Raw genomic sequence first — 18,628 nt, 5'->3', positions numbered from 1 at the left:
TTTTTATTTTTTGTTTTTAATCTTCTTTACTTTGCTCCAATTGCCATATACTTTTTTACCATTAACAACTTCATATGCTCTTGCTTTAACATAATAAGTTTTATTTGGTTTAAGTTTTCTTACAACTACATTAACCTTCTTAGAAGTTATCTTAATAACTTTCTTTCCGGCAAATTTGTTATTTCTAGCAACTAAAACTTCATAGCCTTTTGCTTTCTTAACTTTTCTTAACTTAATTGCTACTTTCTTAGCTGATTTTTTCTTTACTGTCTTTTTAATTTTTACTGTCTTAACTGCCTTTGTTGTAGCTTTAGTTGTTGTAGTTACATTTTCTGTTGTTGTCTGATTTGCAGTAGTAGAAACATTTGTTGTGTCTTTTGCAGTTGTGCTTTCTGTTGTTAAATCTTTTGTTATGCTTTCTTTAACTGCTTCTGTTGTTATTTCAGTTGTTGTTTCCTCTTCAATTTCAACTTCAACTGTATAACCATCGGTTTCAAATCCATTAAGTTCTGAAGTAATCTTAATTGTATGCTTTCCTGTTTTGTCAAATGTATATGTTACAGTTGTTGCTGCAGGATATTTGTTGTATAACTCTCCATCAACATATACATTGTAAATCTGTCCTAATCTTATCTGTTCTAAGCTCTGCTGCCACATAACTGATACTTCATTTTTATTCTGTTTTGCAATTGCAACACCTTTTACTTCTAATGGTTTTGCCCACTCTACATTAATTGTTGCCTGCTGCATTAATATTGGAGTGTTGTCTTTATCATCAACATATGCTGTAACAATATATTTTCCTGCCTTATCAATGTTTACTGTTGCATTACCATTTTCGTCAGTAACTGCTCCATCGATTGGTGTAATTTCACCTGTTTTAACATCAACAATTCCAATCTTTGCACCTTTAACAGCATGTGTATTTGCATCAATAACTGACTGTTCACATGCACCATACCATGCATAATTATATCCACTTACTGATACATTAAATGTTTTATCTGTTGTTGTGCTGTCTGTATCAAGCTTAATTGTTGATAAATCATCTGAATATCCTGCATCCTGAAGGAAATAGAAATCAACTACATCATTGTCTGCTGTTTTAGCCTGGTCTACTGTATATCCTGTGTAATATCCATTTACTAATTCATCATTATGTGGATATTTTCCATTAATTGAATACATAAATGTTGAAGCATCTTTTCCAAATGCCTTTGAAACAAATGTACCATACTGGCTTGTACTAAAATCAATGTAATCTTTTGCTGTTGAAGTTGTGAATTTATCTCCGTATACATATTCATGTGCTGCAACGAGAACATCGAGAGCTGATACTCCATCTTTTACTGCATCTGTATAGCCATATCTTTCAGCTAAATATCCATTAACTTCTACTGTCTTTGAAGCTACGATAAATTTGTTATTATCCTGAGCATTTACCGTAACATTTACATTTTCATTTTCTAATATGCACTTGTCAAAGTTTTCGTTAGAAATATCTGAGATAGCATTTATTTTTTCTTCTGTGCTCTTACTGCTATCCATAAGTAACTGCTCATATTTAGAAGTTATTCCAACGATTTCATTTTTTGCATTTTCATTGCAATCATTTAAATCTTTTCCTGTTGCATATTTGTAAAGTACTTCATTGCAATCATCTGATGCATAGCTATCTGTTACTGTTGCATATGTAGCATTTACTTTACCGCATACAACTTTATCTTTTGAAACACCGTAACAGTTTATTACTTTTCCTCTTGTTATTGAACCTATTATTGAGCCTAATGTATCACCTGTTGCAGCACTTGAAACTGTTCCAAGAGAGATACAGTTATTTACTGATGCATCTGCAGAACCATTTGCATAGCCAACAATTCCACCAATCATTAAACCTGTTTTGCTTTCAATATTTGCTGTATTAATACAGTTTGTAATCGTTGCACTTGTTGTAATTTCACTTGCGATTCCGCCTGCATAACCTGCTGTTGAAACAACATTTCCTTCGTTTACACAGTTTTCAACAGTGCCATTTGTAGTGCCTACAATACCACCTGTGTATCTGTTTCCTGAAATAGTTCCTTTGTTCTTTGAGTTTTTAATTACTGTTCCTTTTGTATATCCACAAATACCACCAATGTAACTCCAGTTTCCTTTTACGTAGTCTTTAATTTCAACATTTACATCTGCTGTTACATTATTAATTTCTGTATTTGAAGCGTATCCTACAATACCACCTGTATTTGCTTTTGTTACACTCATTGTAGATGGAGCTGTAATTACAACATCACCTTCTACTGTAAGATTGTTTAATTTTGCACCATTTGTATATGCAAATAATCCACCATAAACTGTTGATGCATTTATAGCTGTTTTATCAATTCTTAAATTATATATTTTATGATTGTCACCATCAAATGTTCCACCATAATATACATATGCTGAACTTGAATTATAATAACTAATCTGTGGGAAATTGTATCCGGCAAGATCAATATCCTTTGTTAATTTTGCATTTAATGCTGATGTTGTCTTTGCTGTTGATGAATTTACTTCGTTAGCAAACCATGCAAGTTCTGAACCTGTTCCAATTAAATATGTACCTTCTTCATCCATCTGTGGTTCTGTGAATGTTTTTCCATCCCATGCATTTTCATCAGCTTTCTTTAACACAATAGTTATTGTTGTTTTTCCATCACTTACCTCTGTCTTTGAACCTAAAGTAAATGTTCCATATTTTGCTACATATCCATTTGCCTTAACACTATAGCTGTATCTTGCATATCCAAGTGCACTGAAATCTTCAACTGTTTCGTTTGTATTTTTATTTACTACAGATAAGTCATAGCCTTTAATTTCATTTCCCTGTTCATCTGTTACATTAACATTAACTCCATAAGTTACTTTTCTATTTACAGGAATAGAGAAATCTGAAATTGTTGAATGCTGTCCGGTAACAATTACTGCATTAAAGTTTGTTCCAATACCTGCATCTGTTAGTGTATACATATATTTCCATGCATCTGCATAACTATACATTGACTGTAAATTTATGTATCCATTTGAAATTGTATAATCTGTCTGTTCCTGTCCATCTTCAAATGTCAAATAAGAAGGTATTGTAACTTCCAATGATCCACTGTCAGCAACCTGATACTGTGAAATCTGACCTGTTAACTTAGTACCATCCGATGTATTTCCTATTATCTGTAATACTACAGGATTGAAAATACCTGAAACCTTTGGAATTGATCTGTACAGCCCATCAAATGTTATTTTAACCTTATCTCCAGGCATAATTTCTTCTCCCGGATTTGATATGTTTTCATAATTCATCTGAACTTTAGCAGCTCTTACAACCTGATATCCTACAGAACCATTCTTTGATGTAACTTTTATAATGTTATTTCCTTCTTTAAGGTTTACATCATATGTTCCATTTTCATTTGATTCAACTGCTATTCCATCTTCAAAACTACTATGTAAGTCATCTGTTGTTTTTACCGGAATAACTTCAACTTTATCTATTCCACTTGAAGCATATGGTGCAATGTTCATATTTCCTTCGTTTCCGTCAAAGAAGAATGTGTCATAATTCCAGCACCAGTCATTTCCATTTACATTTTTTACTCCCATATCAGAAATATCTGATTTTTCATTTCCGACATGGATTATTGCTATACCTGTTCTCTTTGGAGATATTGCCGGGTAAAATCCTCCGTTTGATGTACCATCTACATCTATAGCGTTATAGGTAACTGCAATTACAGCTGTTCCTGCTTTAACCCCTTTAATATCTAACCAGTTTCCTTTTCCGTTAGTTCTATTATCTTCTACTTCTTCTATATCAATATTATCTGCACCTGATAAAATTTCATAATTAAAATCAGGTTCAATCATTATATTTCCTGCATCGCTATTAATAATTTCCCATACTCTGTAAGCTCTGAGTCTAAATGTTTCATCAACGTCAATGTTCTTAACATTCTTATCGCTTACATTCATAATTAAGTTTGCTTCATCTCTTGTTAATACTCTGCTGTCTAAGCCACTGAAATCATGACTTGTAACATCTTTTCTATCCAAATCAACTGAAAATGTTGCTGATTGTTCGCTTCCAAGGCTCATATATCCTGCCTTAGTTACATATCCATCTTTAGATACACGATATGAATAATTTCCATTTGACTTTGGAACATAGAAATACCATGTTACTGTTCCATCTGAATTAGTTTTTTGCTTATAACTTTCAATTTCTTTATCCCTAAAGTTGTTCATCTGGAAATATACCTGTGCTTTCGCTTCATCAGGTACTGTAATAGCTGATGTAATTCTTGAAACAACTGAAGGTGACCATGAAAATGTTGAATAACCTTTTTGTACTGTACCGTTAATTCCATATCCATAAGTAAGATCATATTCTTCTGCTATGTCTTTATTTGGATATGCAAAATAATTGTAAAGGCATGCATTTCCCTGAGCTGCAAGCATATATGGATAGTATGTAATGCCTGCATTTACATATGGTGTACCAGGTGTAGCTGTACAACTATAATAAGGGCAAACAACTTCTGTAGTATACTGGTCCGCTGTTAAATAATTATTTCCGTCATACTTTGTTCTTGAACTTACATTTGTACATCTGATATATACTGATTTTGAATCATATCCTGACTGAGTTACATTAGATGACATTGGAACGTTAACGCACATACCGCCTAATGGATTTGTATACTCTTGTGTACTTTCATCATATCCAAATGCTCTGTATGAATATGTTCCACCATTTAATGAAGCTGTGTATACTCTGTACTGTCCACTTGAATCAAGATTTCCACCTTCAAGTTTAATTTCTTCTGATTCATCAAATTCATCGTAACCTGTTTCTTCATTCTGTCCTAATGTCTTATACAATTTTATTTCAGGATTCTTATTTGCCCCTTCATTATCTCTTCCAACATAAAATGTCATGTCATATGTTGTTTCTTCAGGGTCCTGTACAGTTAAATAAACTGTATAAGTTGCTTCTGAAAGTAAGCCTGTTGTTTTACAATATGCTTTCCAGCTATACTTATATTTTCCCGGAGTGCTTTCTGTTACTGCATATTCCGGAAGACTGCTTGCAAAGCCGATAGTGATTTCTTCATATTTTGAAGGTTCTGACCATGTTTCACTTTCTTCATCGTAAACACTTCTGCTTACATAATAAAGCATTCCATGTTTTTCGCTGTCAGTGAATTTGTCCCCTAAATATGGCTTATATCCATTATAGATATAAGTTGTCTCATTCACTTCTTCCTTTACACCATCGCTTAATGTAATGCATGGTGCTTTTTCTTCTGCTCTTGCAATTGTGACATCATTAAGTGTCATACCGGCAATCATTGTTATTGCCAATAAAAATGCAAGCATTTTCTTTCCCACTTGTTTCATCTCTTCTCTCCTTTGTTTTTTTAGTCCCATATTTTTGCTGTGAGACTTGCCATAATTAGTGAAAGTAAAACTTACCTGATAGCTCAAACATTACTTTTTTATTTACACTATGCTCGCAAAATTGCGAAAAACTTCCTATCGTTTGCTACATATAATTATGTTCCATCAAAAAGTCACAAATATTAGCAACGATAAATAAATAACTTTGTATCAGTAATGGTAATTTTTATTTCATTAACTATGGCAAATTTCACAATTTAAACCAAAAGTTATACTTTTATACATCTTCGCCATAGCTGCAAATTCCATGCACGTGTAATCTGCAGTTATGGCTACTTATGTATAATTTAACGTTTTATAGATTTTACGGCTGAATATTTTCCGTATATCTTCTTTTTGTCTACTGTTCTGAAACCTCTGATTTTGTAATAATACTTTTTGTTTCTTTTTACTTTTCTGTCTATATATGTTGTCTTCTTATTCGAAGTTATTGTTTTTATTATTTTGAATTTTTTACTCTTTCCTTCTTTTCTGTATACAACATATCCACTAAAGTTTTTATTTCTGTTCCATTTTATTTTTAAGTATTTTTTGCCCTGTTTTTTTACCTTAAGTCCGTTTGCTTTTTCAAGTTCTGATTTTGTCTGTACAATGGATTCATTTCCTAAAATTACCCCATCTGTCTTATTTGAAATTCTGATAAAAGGAATAATTTTATATTGATATGTACTACCAACTATTGCCTGTGTATCTTCGTATCCTGTTTCTTTAAAGTTTGCAATTTCCTTATATTCCCCTGTTTTATTATCTAACTTATAAAGCAGGTATCCGTCTGCATAACTTAAGTTATTCCAACTTAAATTTATTTTCTGGAATCCTTTATTGTTTCCGGTAAATCCAAGTGAATTTGAATCCAAATATTCTTTTGCAATTCTTCTGAATACATTTTCAGCATCAATTAACTTTTGGTAGTTAGTTACAAATTTTTCAAGTGAACTATCAAGCTGGTCATATGCATTTCTTGCATCAATTATTGCCTGCTTTGAATCAAGAGTTATAACATCACCTATACCGTTTATTTTATTTACGACATCTGCTGCTTTTTCTTCACCTTCTTTGTCTGTAACGGTAATGTTTACAGTGTCTATTAATGGATCAAATTTGCCGTAAGTAGAAAGTTCATCATTATAAAGTACATAATTAAATGAAACTTCCACATCAGACATCACTGACGTCAGTGCTCTATCATCAACAGTTACATATTTAGTAACATTTCTTGTTTTTCCATTTGAATAAAAAGCTGTAACTTCCATTCCGCTAGGTTCAAATTTTTCGCCTGCTTTATATTCAAGTTTATCCGGCTGTTTTGTTACCTGTATTTTTGTTATTTTGCTTCCAAGTGCCATCATGTATGCTGAGTCGTTTTTAAAATACATTGTTCCATAATCATCCGAAATCAAACTGCAGATTGCATAATTTGCCTGAGCACCTTTTGGTGAAAACAAAACGTTATAATCATTTTCGTCCTCGTACTCACTATCTCTTGTTATTATTGCTTTGGTCTGTCCAGGTTTATCTTTAAGCACTCTTATTTTTCCAGGCTCATAGTTATCTATAAAATACACATATGTATATCCGTCTTTATCTTCATATCCTGTTGTTGCAAGTCCACTTGTCTGAGGATATCCTCGTGTACTTAAGGTATAAGCAATACTCATATCCTCCAAATTTATAACCGCAATATGATGACCTGAATTAACTCCGAACTGTTCTTTTCCCTTAACTCCAATATAAGCCCTTTTATTGCAAATAACCGGAGTTGAAGTACTAGAGCTTCCTATATCCATTTTTTTTACTTCTTCAATTATTCCATCTGAATCAATTTTTGCTGAACAGAAATCTCCACCTTTTGATGTGAAATAAAATCTTTCTGTTTCTTTATCAAAACTAACACTACATCTAATATCGCCTCTTACATCATCATATTTTGATATAAGATTGCCTGTTAACGAATCAAGAACTATCAATGAACCTTTACCTTCTTCATCCGCTTTCGCTCCATCATCTGTTCCTACTACAAGATATTTGTCACATACATAACTTCCTGCCCAGTAAAATCCACCTTTTGATGTATATGTCCAGCTCGCTGTCTTTTTTTCTGTTTTGTCATTTACATCTTCATCTGTAACTGACAAACAAACATAATTTGCATTTCCTGTCTCACCATTCCAAAATCCTGTATAAATATATCCGTTGTGATAGGTAATCGGTGAATTTGGCTGACCATATAATGGGTCTTCATAAACCCATAAGGATTCTAATGTATCTGCATTAAATGCCTGTATTGCTCCACTTGCAAGTGCAACAAATATCATTCCGTCTGCATATGTTGGAGGTGTAATATTAAAAGCTGAGGTTCTTATCATGTTTCCACTTTTAATTACTTTTCCTGTTATGGTATCTACCTTTACAATCGATGTCGCTGTAGTATATACCAAATCATCTCCAACAAGAATCGGCGAACTTGGTGCCCCGCTTCCAAATCCCGTACCAACTTTTTCTGCCCAATAAAGCATAGAATTTGTATAGTCAGTAGGTGTTAATGCTTTTGTCACACCATTATTTTCATCATTGCCTCTGAAATTACTCCATATAGAAGTAATTCCTTTATTTATTGCATTATTAACATCAGCTTCTTTTAGTGTTGCATCTATATTAGTATTTGCTCCTGCAACAAAGCTTCCACTTACAGATTTATATCCGTATTTAGTAACGACATAAGTATATTTTTCACCTTCAAGCAAGTTTTCTGCCGTAAACTGCGTATCAACAACATTTTTACCTGCTATAATTTCTCCATCACTATTTTTTATCTGAATAATACTTCCGTTCGTTAATTTAAAATCTGTATTAGCAAGATTTATTTTTGCAATTTTAATTATGTAAGTCGAATAACTGCACTCATCTTTTTTAACACTAATCTTTATTCCATCTATTTCTGTGCTAATATCAATCTTACTGTTTCCATCAACAGGTTCGTCATTTACATATATGTTGTAATTTTCATCATATGGAACTATCTGTGTTTCTATCTTTTCCAAATTTTTCGGAATGCTTATTTCATATTCGTAAGTATCCCTGTTGAATTCAGGTTGTATGGAAATATTTCTGCCTGTTTTTTTATTTGCAAATGTAATACCTTTTAATGTTGTCTGTCTTTTTATATTGAATGTGTATTTTTCTACAACTTTGCTATAAGCTGCTGTTAATACAAATTTATTATCAACAGTTCCTTTTTCAATGATTTTTCCCAGTTTCTTTCCCAGTTCATCATTTCCACTGATAATTATTTCTTTGCTTTCACCATTTGTATCCGTATAGTTAGCTTTAATTTCTGTTCCATCAGGTACACTTTCTTCCAATCCCACCTTTACGCATACTGAATCTTCATAATCGGGAACCGTAATTGTATATGCTTTTGTATTTGCATCAAATGGTGCATCAAACTTATAAGATTTTGAATTATCTGAAATGCCATTACTTATTTCAATGTTTTTTATTAATCTGCCGTCATATTCTCCGGGATGATTTTCTGTTGTTTCTTCTGATACGTTTTCTCCGGAAACATTGATTACTGCAATTGGTGGTGCAACGCATGCATTTCCTGAACTCAATTTATAATTTTCATAAGTTGATGTTGATGAAACATAATAAGTTCCGGGTTTGTCAAATGTTAATGTTATCTGTCCATTATCGTCAGTTTCCTGACTTAATTCTTTCCAATTATCATTGTTATAATCCGACACCGCCTGCAAAGCATTACAGTACACTACTTTTTCACCGGGCATCGCTTCACCTACGAAAGATGAATTACCATCATTTGCTGCATTTGTTGCAGTTCCCCTCATTGTCAAAGTTATGTTTTCATTTGTATGTATGTCAAAAATTCCGGGATTTGTACACTTTGTGCTTTCACTTGTAAAAAATGAAAATGCACCCGTGTGATAGAAATCCCAATCAGAAAACATTGCCACATCGATTTCCATTCCATCTTCAAGCAAAATGTAGTCAGATGTTGACCCCCATCCTGCTGCCTGAAGTGGATATTCGTGATCAACATAATACATTAAGTTTTCATCATGTCCCCAAAATCTTGTCATATATAAACTTGTTGCAGAACCGGAAATACTCATTGCATCCTGTAATCTGTCATTTACTACAAATTTTTCTCCTTTTCTAAGATAATACTTTTCAAGCATTTTAATGAAAAGATGAAGTAATGTCGGTCTTTCTACAATTTTATCACTATTGTATCTTCCACCTTCTTCAAATGAATCTGCTTCATATCTGTAGTAATCCTCCATACCATATTCAGCTAAGTCAAAATAACTTATAGTCACAGGAATATGGCACAAAACAGTTTCATTATCATCATTTCCCGTTACAAATTTTCCATCTTCACTCAATGTAAAATAAACTGTAACGGTACCTTTCTCTTCTGTTTCTCCATATACAGTAATTAGACTTCCACAATTAGCAAAACATGTGGTTATTACAATTATTAAACTTAAAATCCATCCATAAATTCTTTTTTTCATTTCGTTCTCACTCATTTTACTTTATATGTTTTTTCATAAACTATTTGCTACTATCTTATATTTCTCTTATTTTGCATTTAAACATTATTTAAGGCTTCCATATTTATAAACAAATTTCCATTTAAATTTCTGCCATTTGCTAAGTTTCAGGAAAATATCTTTTCTAACATTTTCACAGTAATATTTCATTTGATTTACCTGCTCCTTAGTACAAGTCTTGTTGCTATATCTTGCCTTTTGATATAATGTCATCATTTCCAAATATCCTGCTTCACACTCACTCTCATAAGCCTTTAGAAATTCTTCATATTTTTCTAAATTCTTAAATCTATTAGTTTTATCAATGATAAAGTATGCATTCATAAGATATGAAAATAAATTCATTATTGCCTTATTTGTATTGGCATTGTTGTTATCCTGTTTTATATTTTTTCTGATAAAATATAATCTTATTTCATAGATAACAGCCGTAATAATTGCAATTGCTAATAAACTGCAAATAATCCATATCAGGTAATTTAATTCAGATTTATTTTTATCATTATCATCATTTTTTTCTTTTTCAGGTTCTTCACCATTATAATTATCTCTGTCTATTTCCTGACTAATCTGCCTGTTATCATTTGTTTCATTCTCCAAGCCCGATGTAAAGCTGTCATTCATTCCCATCAAATCCATATATGATTTAATAGTTTCAAATGGAATCCATCCAACACCATCCTGATAATATTCTGCCCAACAATGAAAATTATTCTTAGGTATGTTAATAGTGCTGTTATCATCAGCATCTTTCACATCATCCTGCGTAATAAGATATCCTTCAACATACCTTGCCGGTATTCCAAAGTATCTGAACATTAAAACTGTTGCCGTGGCATAATCCTTGTCATTACCCACTTTTTCAACTTCCATAAATTCATTTACGAAGTTTCCATAATCATTTATCCCCTGAAACTTTTTACTATATTTAATATTTTTATTTAAATAATTTAGTATCTCTGATTTCGCGTAACTGTATGAATCATGATTATCATTATCTTTTTTCAAATATGTACCAAGTATTTCCTTTTGCTTTACTGTCAAATCCAAATATGTTTTATATACAAATTCATTATAGTAATTTTCGTTTTTTAAATACTTTGTCGGCTTATCTCCATTATTTTTAAGATTTTCCACAATATCTGAATAATTAGTCACTATGTTATCTGACACATCAAGTTCATATTTTCTTGTGCCATATAAGCCTTTTGACAGAAGCTTTTCATCTCCTATTTCATCTTTATCTGTTAACCCATCATTATCTGAAACATATTCATATGGTGAATAAATGTATTTCGAAGATGCCCCTAAAACATTAATAGTCATCTTGTTTATATCAATTTCACTATTGCCCTCGCTTTTTGCATTAAACAATTGTGTCTGCCCATAAAAATTTTCTTTATGTAACCAGAAGAATAAATCTGCATACTTGTACAGTTTCTTTTTATCTGTTTCCTTCCAACCGTTTTGTGAAAAATCTCCTGCCACTAAGCCTTTCAAATAATAAGACTGTGGCTTTGACATTTTTACTTTCAATGCAATCTTATTTTTCTTTAAATATCTCAAATCATCTGTTTTATGATTTATATTTTGGTTTAAGTTCTCCAACATCTTATCTGTATTAGTCTCATATGATATTGGAACACATAAAATGCTAATAACAAGCATTGAAAAGACTATTAATACTTTACTTTTATTATTTTGTTCAAATGCACTGCTTAATCTTTTTTTATTTAGGCAAATTATATTTGCAAATATTAAAACTGCTGCCATAAGGCAACTTTTTTTACCACCAAACATTCCCTGAATAACTACTGTGACTATTATTCCAATTGCAAATACTGCCTGATTTTCATATTTAATTGCAATATATAAAACAATTGCAATTAAAGCTAATAGTCCTATTAAAAGCAAATCCATTTTAAAGTCAGGATTTAATATGTACTTTTGAGTAATCATTCCATAATTTTTTCCGATTAAATCAGAAATATCATTTAAAATAACTTTCATATTTAATCCAAATGCCGTTATCCTAAACTCTGTCACTTTAAATACAAATCCTGTTATTCCAACCAGAACAATTAATTCCATAATCAAAGCCATCAAAATATCTGTTGATTTTTTATCTTCTTTATTCAGTTTTCTTAAATCAACAGTATTTTGATTTTTCATATTTTAATTGTCCTTTTTTGTTTATTTTAAATTTTTCTTTCTTAATTATTTGAGTTTAATTTTTCTTCCTTGCTTTAAGTTATTTGAGTTTAATTCATCATCTACAGTAAGCCACGTAACGCCTTTTGCCGCTATATTATGTACATCAGATTTTGTTTCTGCCACTATAACCGTATGTGCTTTTTCAAATGACATTTTTGCTATATAATTCTCATATTCTGATGTCTTGTTTAAGCATTTTCCTGCTGCTAATACTTTAGGTAATCTGCTTACTAAATCCTGTTCACTTCTTATGTTATATGAAATATATTTTTCTTTATCTTCCTGCCACCATCCTATAGTATGAGGAATATTTTCGTTAAAAAGATTCCTACTTAATGATATGAACATTTCTGCTAAAGCATCCGCCATTTCATATTTGGAATTTTCAAATCGGTTGTCAAAAATTAATATGATTGAATCTTCTGCCTCTTTAGCCATTTTTTTAACCATTGGATTTTCATATTTACCTGTTAATTTCCAATGGATATTTTTAATGTTATCTCCAATCTGATATTCCTTAATATCAAATACCTCTCCTGAAACTCCTGCTACATTCTCCATGAATTGCCATGTATCTGACGCTTCCTTTGCATTTGAATTTCCAAGTTCAATATCTTGTGTAATGGTATACGGCATAACATATACCTGCTGACTTTCATTAAAATTTTTCTTAATAGACGCTATTCCCCAAATATCAAATATCTCGATATTTTTCAGTTCTACCTTTATGCATCCACAATATTTAGATTCAAGTTCAAGTGGCATTTCACTTTTCTTTGTTATACCAAGGAACAAATTCTCTTTAACTTTCTTTGTCTCGCCTGTAAGTATGTTCTTTATTTCAAAATTAAGAACCATCTCATTTAATGGAACAGGGTATTTATTGTTTACTATTATTTTTCCTGTAACATTTTTGCCCTTATCCACTACATTTGTGAATTTAAGTTCTGCATTTAAATTCGTAGTTGCTAATTTTGCATAGGCAAATGTAAGTATTCCTGTCAAAATCATAATTATAGGAATTATTAAAAATAATTTCTGCCGCCACACTACTGCTGATATCAGAAATAATAACAGCAGTAAAAAAAATCCTAAGCTCTTTCTATTCATTTTCTACACTTTCTATTATTTCTTTCATTATTTCGTCAGTGTTTACTTCATTAATCATTGACCTTGATTCCACAATTATACGGTGACTGCATACGTCTTTAAAAATATATTGAACATCCTGTGGCACTACATAATCTCTTCCACCAAGCATCGCTTTTGCCTTCGCCATTTTGCAAATTGCCAATGCTCCTCTAGGGCTGATTCCTAATTTTATGAGTTCATGTTCTCTCGTTTTTTCTACAAGCTTACTTATATATTCATAAATTTCATCTGACACATAAATATTCCCCGCCAATTCCTGCAGGTTTATTAATTCATTTTTATTAATAACATGCTTTACTTTGTCTAACGGATTCTCATGATGTCTGTCTTTCATAATTTCTATCAGATTATTCATATCCGGATATCCCATATTAAGTCTAATCATAAATCTGTCTAACTGAGAATTTGGAAGACTTTGTGTTCCAATCCATCCTGTAGGATTTTGAGTTGCAATTACAACAAATGGTTTTTCCACTGTTCTTGTAACTCCATCTACCGTTATCTTTCCTTCTTCCATTACTTCAAGTAACGCAGATTGGGTTTTGCTTGAAGCTCTGTTAATTTCATCTGCAAGCAATAGATTTGTCATTGCACACCCTTCCATATATTGAAATTCGCCACTATTTTTGTTATATACCGAAAATCCTGTTATATCTGATGGAACACTATCGGGTGTAAATTGCATTCTCTTATAATCAAGTCCTAATACTTTACTAAAAGTTAATGCCAATGTAGTTTTTCCTACTCCCGGCACATCTTCTAATAAAATATGTCCTCCGGCTAATATCGCCATTAATACTTTTTCTATGATTTCATCTTTACCTATTACAACCTTTTTAACTTCTGAAACAATATCTTCTATTTTTTTATTCATCTTTAATACCTTTCTTTTGAAAGCCTAGTCGTTTAATATGTAACACTATATTTATCTTTGATACCATAAGAACCGCTTGACGGATTATATCCTCCAATATCCTTTCCATATGCCAAAGTGTATCTAATCTTTATATCATCACCATCTTTTGGCTTATATTCCGACATTCCGTATTCTTTATATTCATCATTAACACTGTACGCCCAACCTGAACCCTGACAGAAATCAAGTTGTCCTAAGCTATCCATGTCATATATGTACTCTCCGGTTGAAGGGTCTATATTAAACTGAAGTCCATCCTCAATGATTTCATCTTTTAATTTATCATCAATCATCCAGCCTCTTAAAATTCCCGGTCTTGATATAGTTTCAAGATAAAATCCTTTATCCACTGTTCCGCTGTTTGTATATGAGAATCCGCTTTTCTCTATAGCACGTTCAAATATATCTGCTGCGTTATCTCCATAATAAATATCTACTGTTTTAGGTCTTAATAGGACTCCTAAATGAATAACCTTCGCATCGATGCTTACTGTTGCCGTACCAATAACGGTTCCTTCATCTATATATGTACATTTTAATTTGTAACTATATTCCTTATACCTTCCATCGCTGTCTGTTATCTTAACTTCAAGGCTATTGTCTCCATTTTGCAAATTAAGCAAATATCCAACATAATTAGCAGACCATCTGTACTGAATTTTCTTTCCATTTAATTTAACTTCAATTCCGTCATAATAAATTTTATTTTTCTTATAGTCCATTGCCCCAATGTATAAGGTAAAACTCTCGCCCTTAACCTCCATTCCATCAGTGACATTTATATATGAAATAACCGGTTCAGTATCTTTTGTAGCCAACGGAACATATTTAATTGTAAAGGTTTTATTCAAGGATACATTTCCTGAATCTGTTGCCTTAAGTCTAATGGTGTTATTACCAATTTTTAAACCGGAAGTATATGCTCCTTCATTTCCTGTAATTATGTTTCCATTAACAATTACAGATAATTTCGCCTTATCTGTTCCATTTCTTATAACTGCCTGAAATTCAATATTTTCTGCATTAACTGTTTTATTTTCCAAATCGGTTTCAATTCCAAAACCATCCTCATATTCAAGAGTTATTTCATACTTTTTTGTAATCGAATATTTATCATATTCAGCTTTTGCGACTATTGTGTTTTTTCCTTTTTTTAAAATTACAGAATATTTGCCATCTTTTCCCGTTATATTTTTACCATTTAACGATACCTTTACATCTGCATCATTTTCACCCATTTTTGCCTGCAAATTAAATTTGAAAAACGGATTGTTTACAGTCTGGTCCTTCAAATCTGTTGATATAAACAAATTGCCTGTATCTACATTTACCGTATATTTTTTCTTTGCAATAATTTCACGGCCGTCATCTCTTCTGTAATTAACCACTATTTCTATAGTATTGGTTCCTTCCTTAAGAATAACTCTGCCATCAAAATTATTTATCTGCTCATCATTCACATACACTAACTGTTGTTCTACCGTAAGACTTTCAACTAAATGTGTAATCGTAAATGCATATTCATATGTAGAAATTGTTTCTCCATCTATAATTGAAGTTGTAAAATATAGGGTTTCTGTTTTTTGATTAACCTTATTAGCAAAAGATTTACCCTTGCTTTTACCTGATTTTCCTTCATCTGCGGATTCTTTTCCATTTCCTGATTTGTTAGAAGTGCTTTTAAGATTTACATTTCCATTGCCATTTCCATCTGTTTCATTATTAGTCTCTTCACTGTTGTCATTACTGTCATTATTTTCTTCATTATCTTCGTTATCTGAATTTTGCAAATTAGAATAATCATTAAATTCATCTACCTGCAAGCCATCGTTTTCATACACTTTAGATGCCTTTGCCTTATTATTCATTGGGTTTACCGGTGTATCCCCCTTGTGATACCGAATCCCCCACGTTCCTATGATTAAAGCCATGGCAGTAAGTATAACTATTATTCTATTAATAATCCGTTTATTATTTTTCACCATAGCCTCTCCTAATTTTTCTCTTTAAAAAATGGCAACAAAAAAAACACATCCTCCTCACCCGGAAAATATATTTAAACCGCATATATGGCAGGTCTCCTGACTCAGCTTCATCCTTAAAAGCGCCTTCCCGGTTTCCCAGTGACATATTGCTTTCTCGTCTGCATTACAGTAGTGGTGACTGCTTCGGGTTCTAACCGAATTCCCTATTAATCGACACGAATATAATTCTGTCAAACCATATACTGATATGAAATTTAAATCGTATTAATGATAGCATTATTATTTATATAATGCAATTCTTTTGTATTGTTAATTAGCAAAAGAGTGACTATTTTGGTCACTCTTTTACTCTTAATATACCGTATAGTCTATAATTGAACCTTTGTAGTTTGCTTTATACACATATACATAATTGTTTATACTTTATCTCAACTCCTTCAAATGGTCTAAATTATTAACTATAGTGTCGTGCTTGAACATTGTACATATTAAAGTATAAACCTTTTTCGTTTTCCATTAATTCCTCATGGCTTCCCTCTTCAACTACTAAACCATTCTCCAAGACTATTATTCTATCGCAGAATCTGCATGATGATAGTCTGTGAGAAATGTAAATTGCTGTTTTCCCATGAACCAGTTTGTCAAAGTTCTTGTAAACTTCGTATTCAGAAATAGGATCAAGTGCTGCCGTAGGTTCGTCAAGAACAACTATAGGTGCATTCTTATACAATGCTCTTGCAATAGCAAGTTTCTGAGCCTGACCGCCTGATGGTTCAACACCGTTTTCCACAAACATTTTATAAATATGTGTGGAATCTTTTTCTTCAAGGCTGTTAATCCAATCCTCAATTCCTGCAATCTTGTATATTTCATCTAAATCAACTTTTTTATCCTCAAAAACTGTTACGTTTTCCTTAATTGTAAAGGCAAAAAGTCTGAAATCCTGAAATACTACAGACAACAATCTTATATATTCCCTAAAGCTGTACTCTCCGGCTTCCCTGCCATTTATTAATATTTTTCCTTCGTAATTATCGTATAAATGACATAGTAACTTTATGAAGGTTGTCTTTCCGGCACCATTTTGTCCTACAATGGCAACATGTTCTCCTGCCTTAATTGTTGCAGACACGTTTTTAAGAATATACTTTTCTGTGTTTGGATATTTAAAACTTACATCCTTAAATTCAATTTCACACTTATCAAAGTTTGCCAAAATATCTTCTGTTTCTTCTAAAGTTATATTGTCTGACAATCCGTTTTCCGCTGCTGAACTATCAAATTCATTGTCTTCAACAGCTACACTTTCAACAAAATCAATATAGGACTTTAAAACTGAAGATGTATAATTCATTTCAAGATATGAATTAACTATGTTTCTAATTGCACTTGCAAACTCGCCTGTAGCCTGAAATAAACTTGAAAACTCGCCAATGGAAATGGTTTTGTTAAAAATATTTACCACCAGCAATATATAAATGGTCATATCACTTACAGAATAAAATATATTATTTACATTCCAATATTTCAAGAATCCCATGAAATATTTTTTACTTGTATCATATATTCTGTCCACATAGCCGTCATATTTCTTTTCAAATATTTCTGACGCGTCATAAAGACGAATGTCCTTTGCATATCTGCTTTCCTGCAATTCAGTATTAAAATATGTACTGCCTCTTTCCACATTGCTCATTTCTTTGAAGAACTTACGTCTGCCCTTGTTTACTTTCGATGTGGTATAAGAGTTTACCGCAAAAGAAATAATTACAGGAATCATTAACCAAGGAATTCTTGTACAAACAAGAACCACAACTCCAAGTGCTACAAAGAACTTAGTGATAATGTTTGCCAGTGCTGTAATAAGACCATTAACCTGTCCTGTTTCATTTAATGCTCTTTCCGCATTTTTAATAATATCTAAAACATCTGTGTCCTCTGTATTTTTAAACTTCATTTTAATGCAGTTCATACATAAATTGGTTTTAAATATTCTGTCAAACTTTTCGCCAATTCTTGATATGTTTTCTCCTGTCCACTTCTTAAGGTTTGAACAAATAAAACTTCCAATACAAATAAAAGCTACCCAAAACACAATCCAAAACATATTTCTCTTAGATTCATCTGCAATTTCATCAATAAGATACTGGGTTCCAAGAATTGTTACAAAGGGAGACAGTGAATTTACAATTATGTTTAAAATAAGAAAAGCATAATATTTCTTGTCATTCTGCCACGCAAATTTTCCAAAAAACTTAAAGCAACGGATATTATCTTTATTATTTTTCATA

7 protein-coding genes and 1 riboswitch are annotated in these 18,628 nt (G+C 31.8%); all 7 genes read right to left on the bottom strand.

Annotated elements, in window-relative coordinates; all coding sequences use genetic code 11:
* Positions 1-3 precede the first annotated feature (3 nt).
* The gene (locus N5B56_RS05125) at positions 4-5,433 is read right to left on the bottom strand and encodes a hypothetical protein (RefSeq protein ID WP_260978498.1); all 5,430 of its coding nucleotides are present in this window, start codon (positions 5,431-5,433) and stop codon (positions 4-6) included.
* A 347-nt stretch (positions 5,434-5,780) separates the two neighbouring features.
* Entirely contained in the window at positions 5,781-10,031 is a 4,251-nt protein-coding gene (locus tag N5B56_RS05120; RefSeq protein ID WP_260978497.1) for a cadherin-like beta sandwich domain-containing protein, read from the bottom strand.
* A gap of 84 nt (positions 10,032-10,115) precedes the next feature.
* Positions 10,116-12,242, bottom strand: a complete 2,127-nt coding sequence (locus N5B56_RS05115) for a transglutaminase-like domain-containing protein (RefSeq protein WP_260978496.1) — start codon at positions 12,240-12,242, stop codon at positions 10,116-10,118.
* 45 nt (positions 12,243-12,287) lie between these two features.
* Positions 12,288-13,394, bottom strand: a complete 1,107-nt coding sequence (locus N5B56_RS05110) for a DUF58 domain-containing protein (protein WP_260978495.1) — start codon at positions 13,392-13,394, stop codon at positions 12,288-12,290.
* A complete protein-coding gene (locus N5B56_RS05105) occupies positions 13,387-14,310 on the bottom strand; it encodes an AAA family ATPase (protein WP_022087965.1) in 924 nt (307 codons plus the stop codon). Before N5B56_RS05105 ends, N5B56_RS05110 begins: the two co-directional genes overlap by 8 nt.
* Positions 14,311-14,342: 32 nt before the next feature.
* Positions 14,343-16,337, bottom strand: a complete 1,995-nt coding sequence (locus tag N5B56_RS05100; RefSeq protein ID WP_260978494.1) for a DUF4430 domain-containing protein — start codon at positions 16,335-16,337, stop codon at positions 14,343-14,345.
* A 69-nt stretch (positions 16,338-16,406) separates the two neighbouring features.
* A riboswitch (cobalamin riboswitch) is annotated at positions 16,407-16,592 on the bottom strand.
* A gap of 199 nt (positions 16,593-16,791) precedes the next feature.
* On the bottom strand, positions 16,792-18,627 hold the full coding sequence (locus N5B56_RS05095) for an ABC transporter ATP-binding protein (RefSeq protein ID WP_260978493.1): 1,836 nt from the start codon (positions 18,625-18,627) through the stop codon (positions 16,792-16,794).
* Position 18,628 lies beyond the last annotated feature (1 nt).

This window comes from Eubacterium album (genome assembly GCF_025336545.1).
GTDB classification, from domain to species: domain Bacteria; phylum Bacillota; class Clostridia; order Lachnospirales; family Lachnospiraceae; genus Eubacterium_U; species Eubacterium_U album.
Note: the sequence above shows the minus strand (reverse complement) of the source record. Positions and strands in the feature narration are given on the sequence as shown.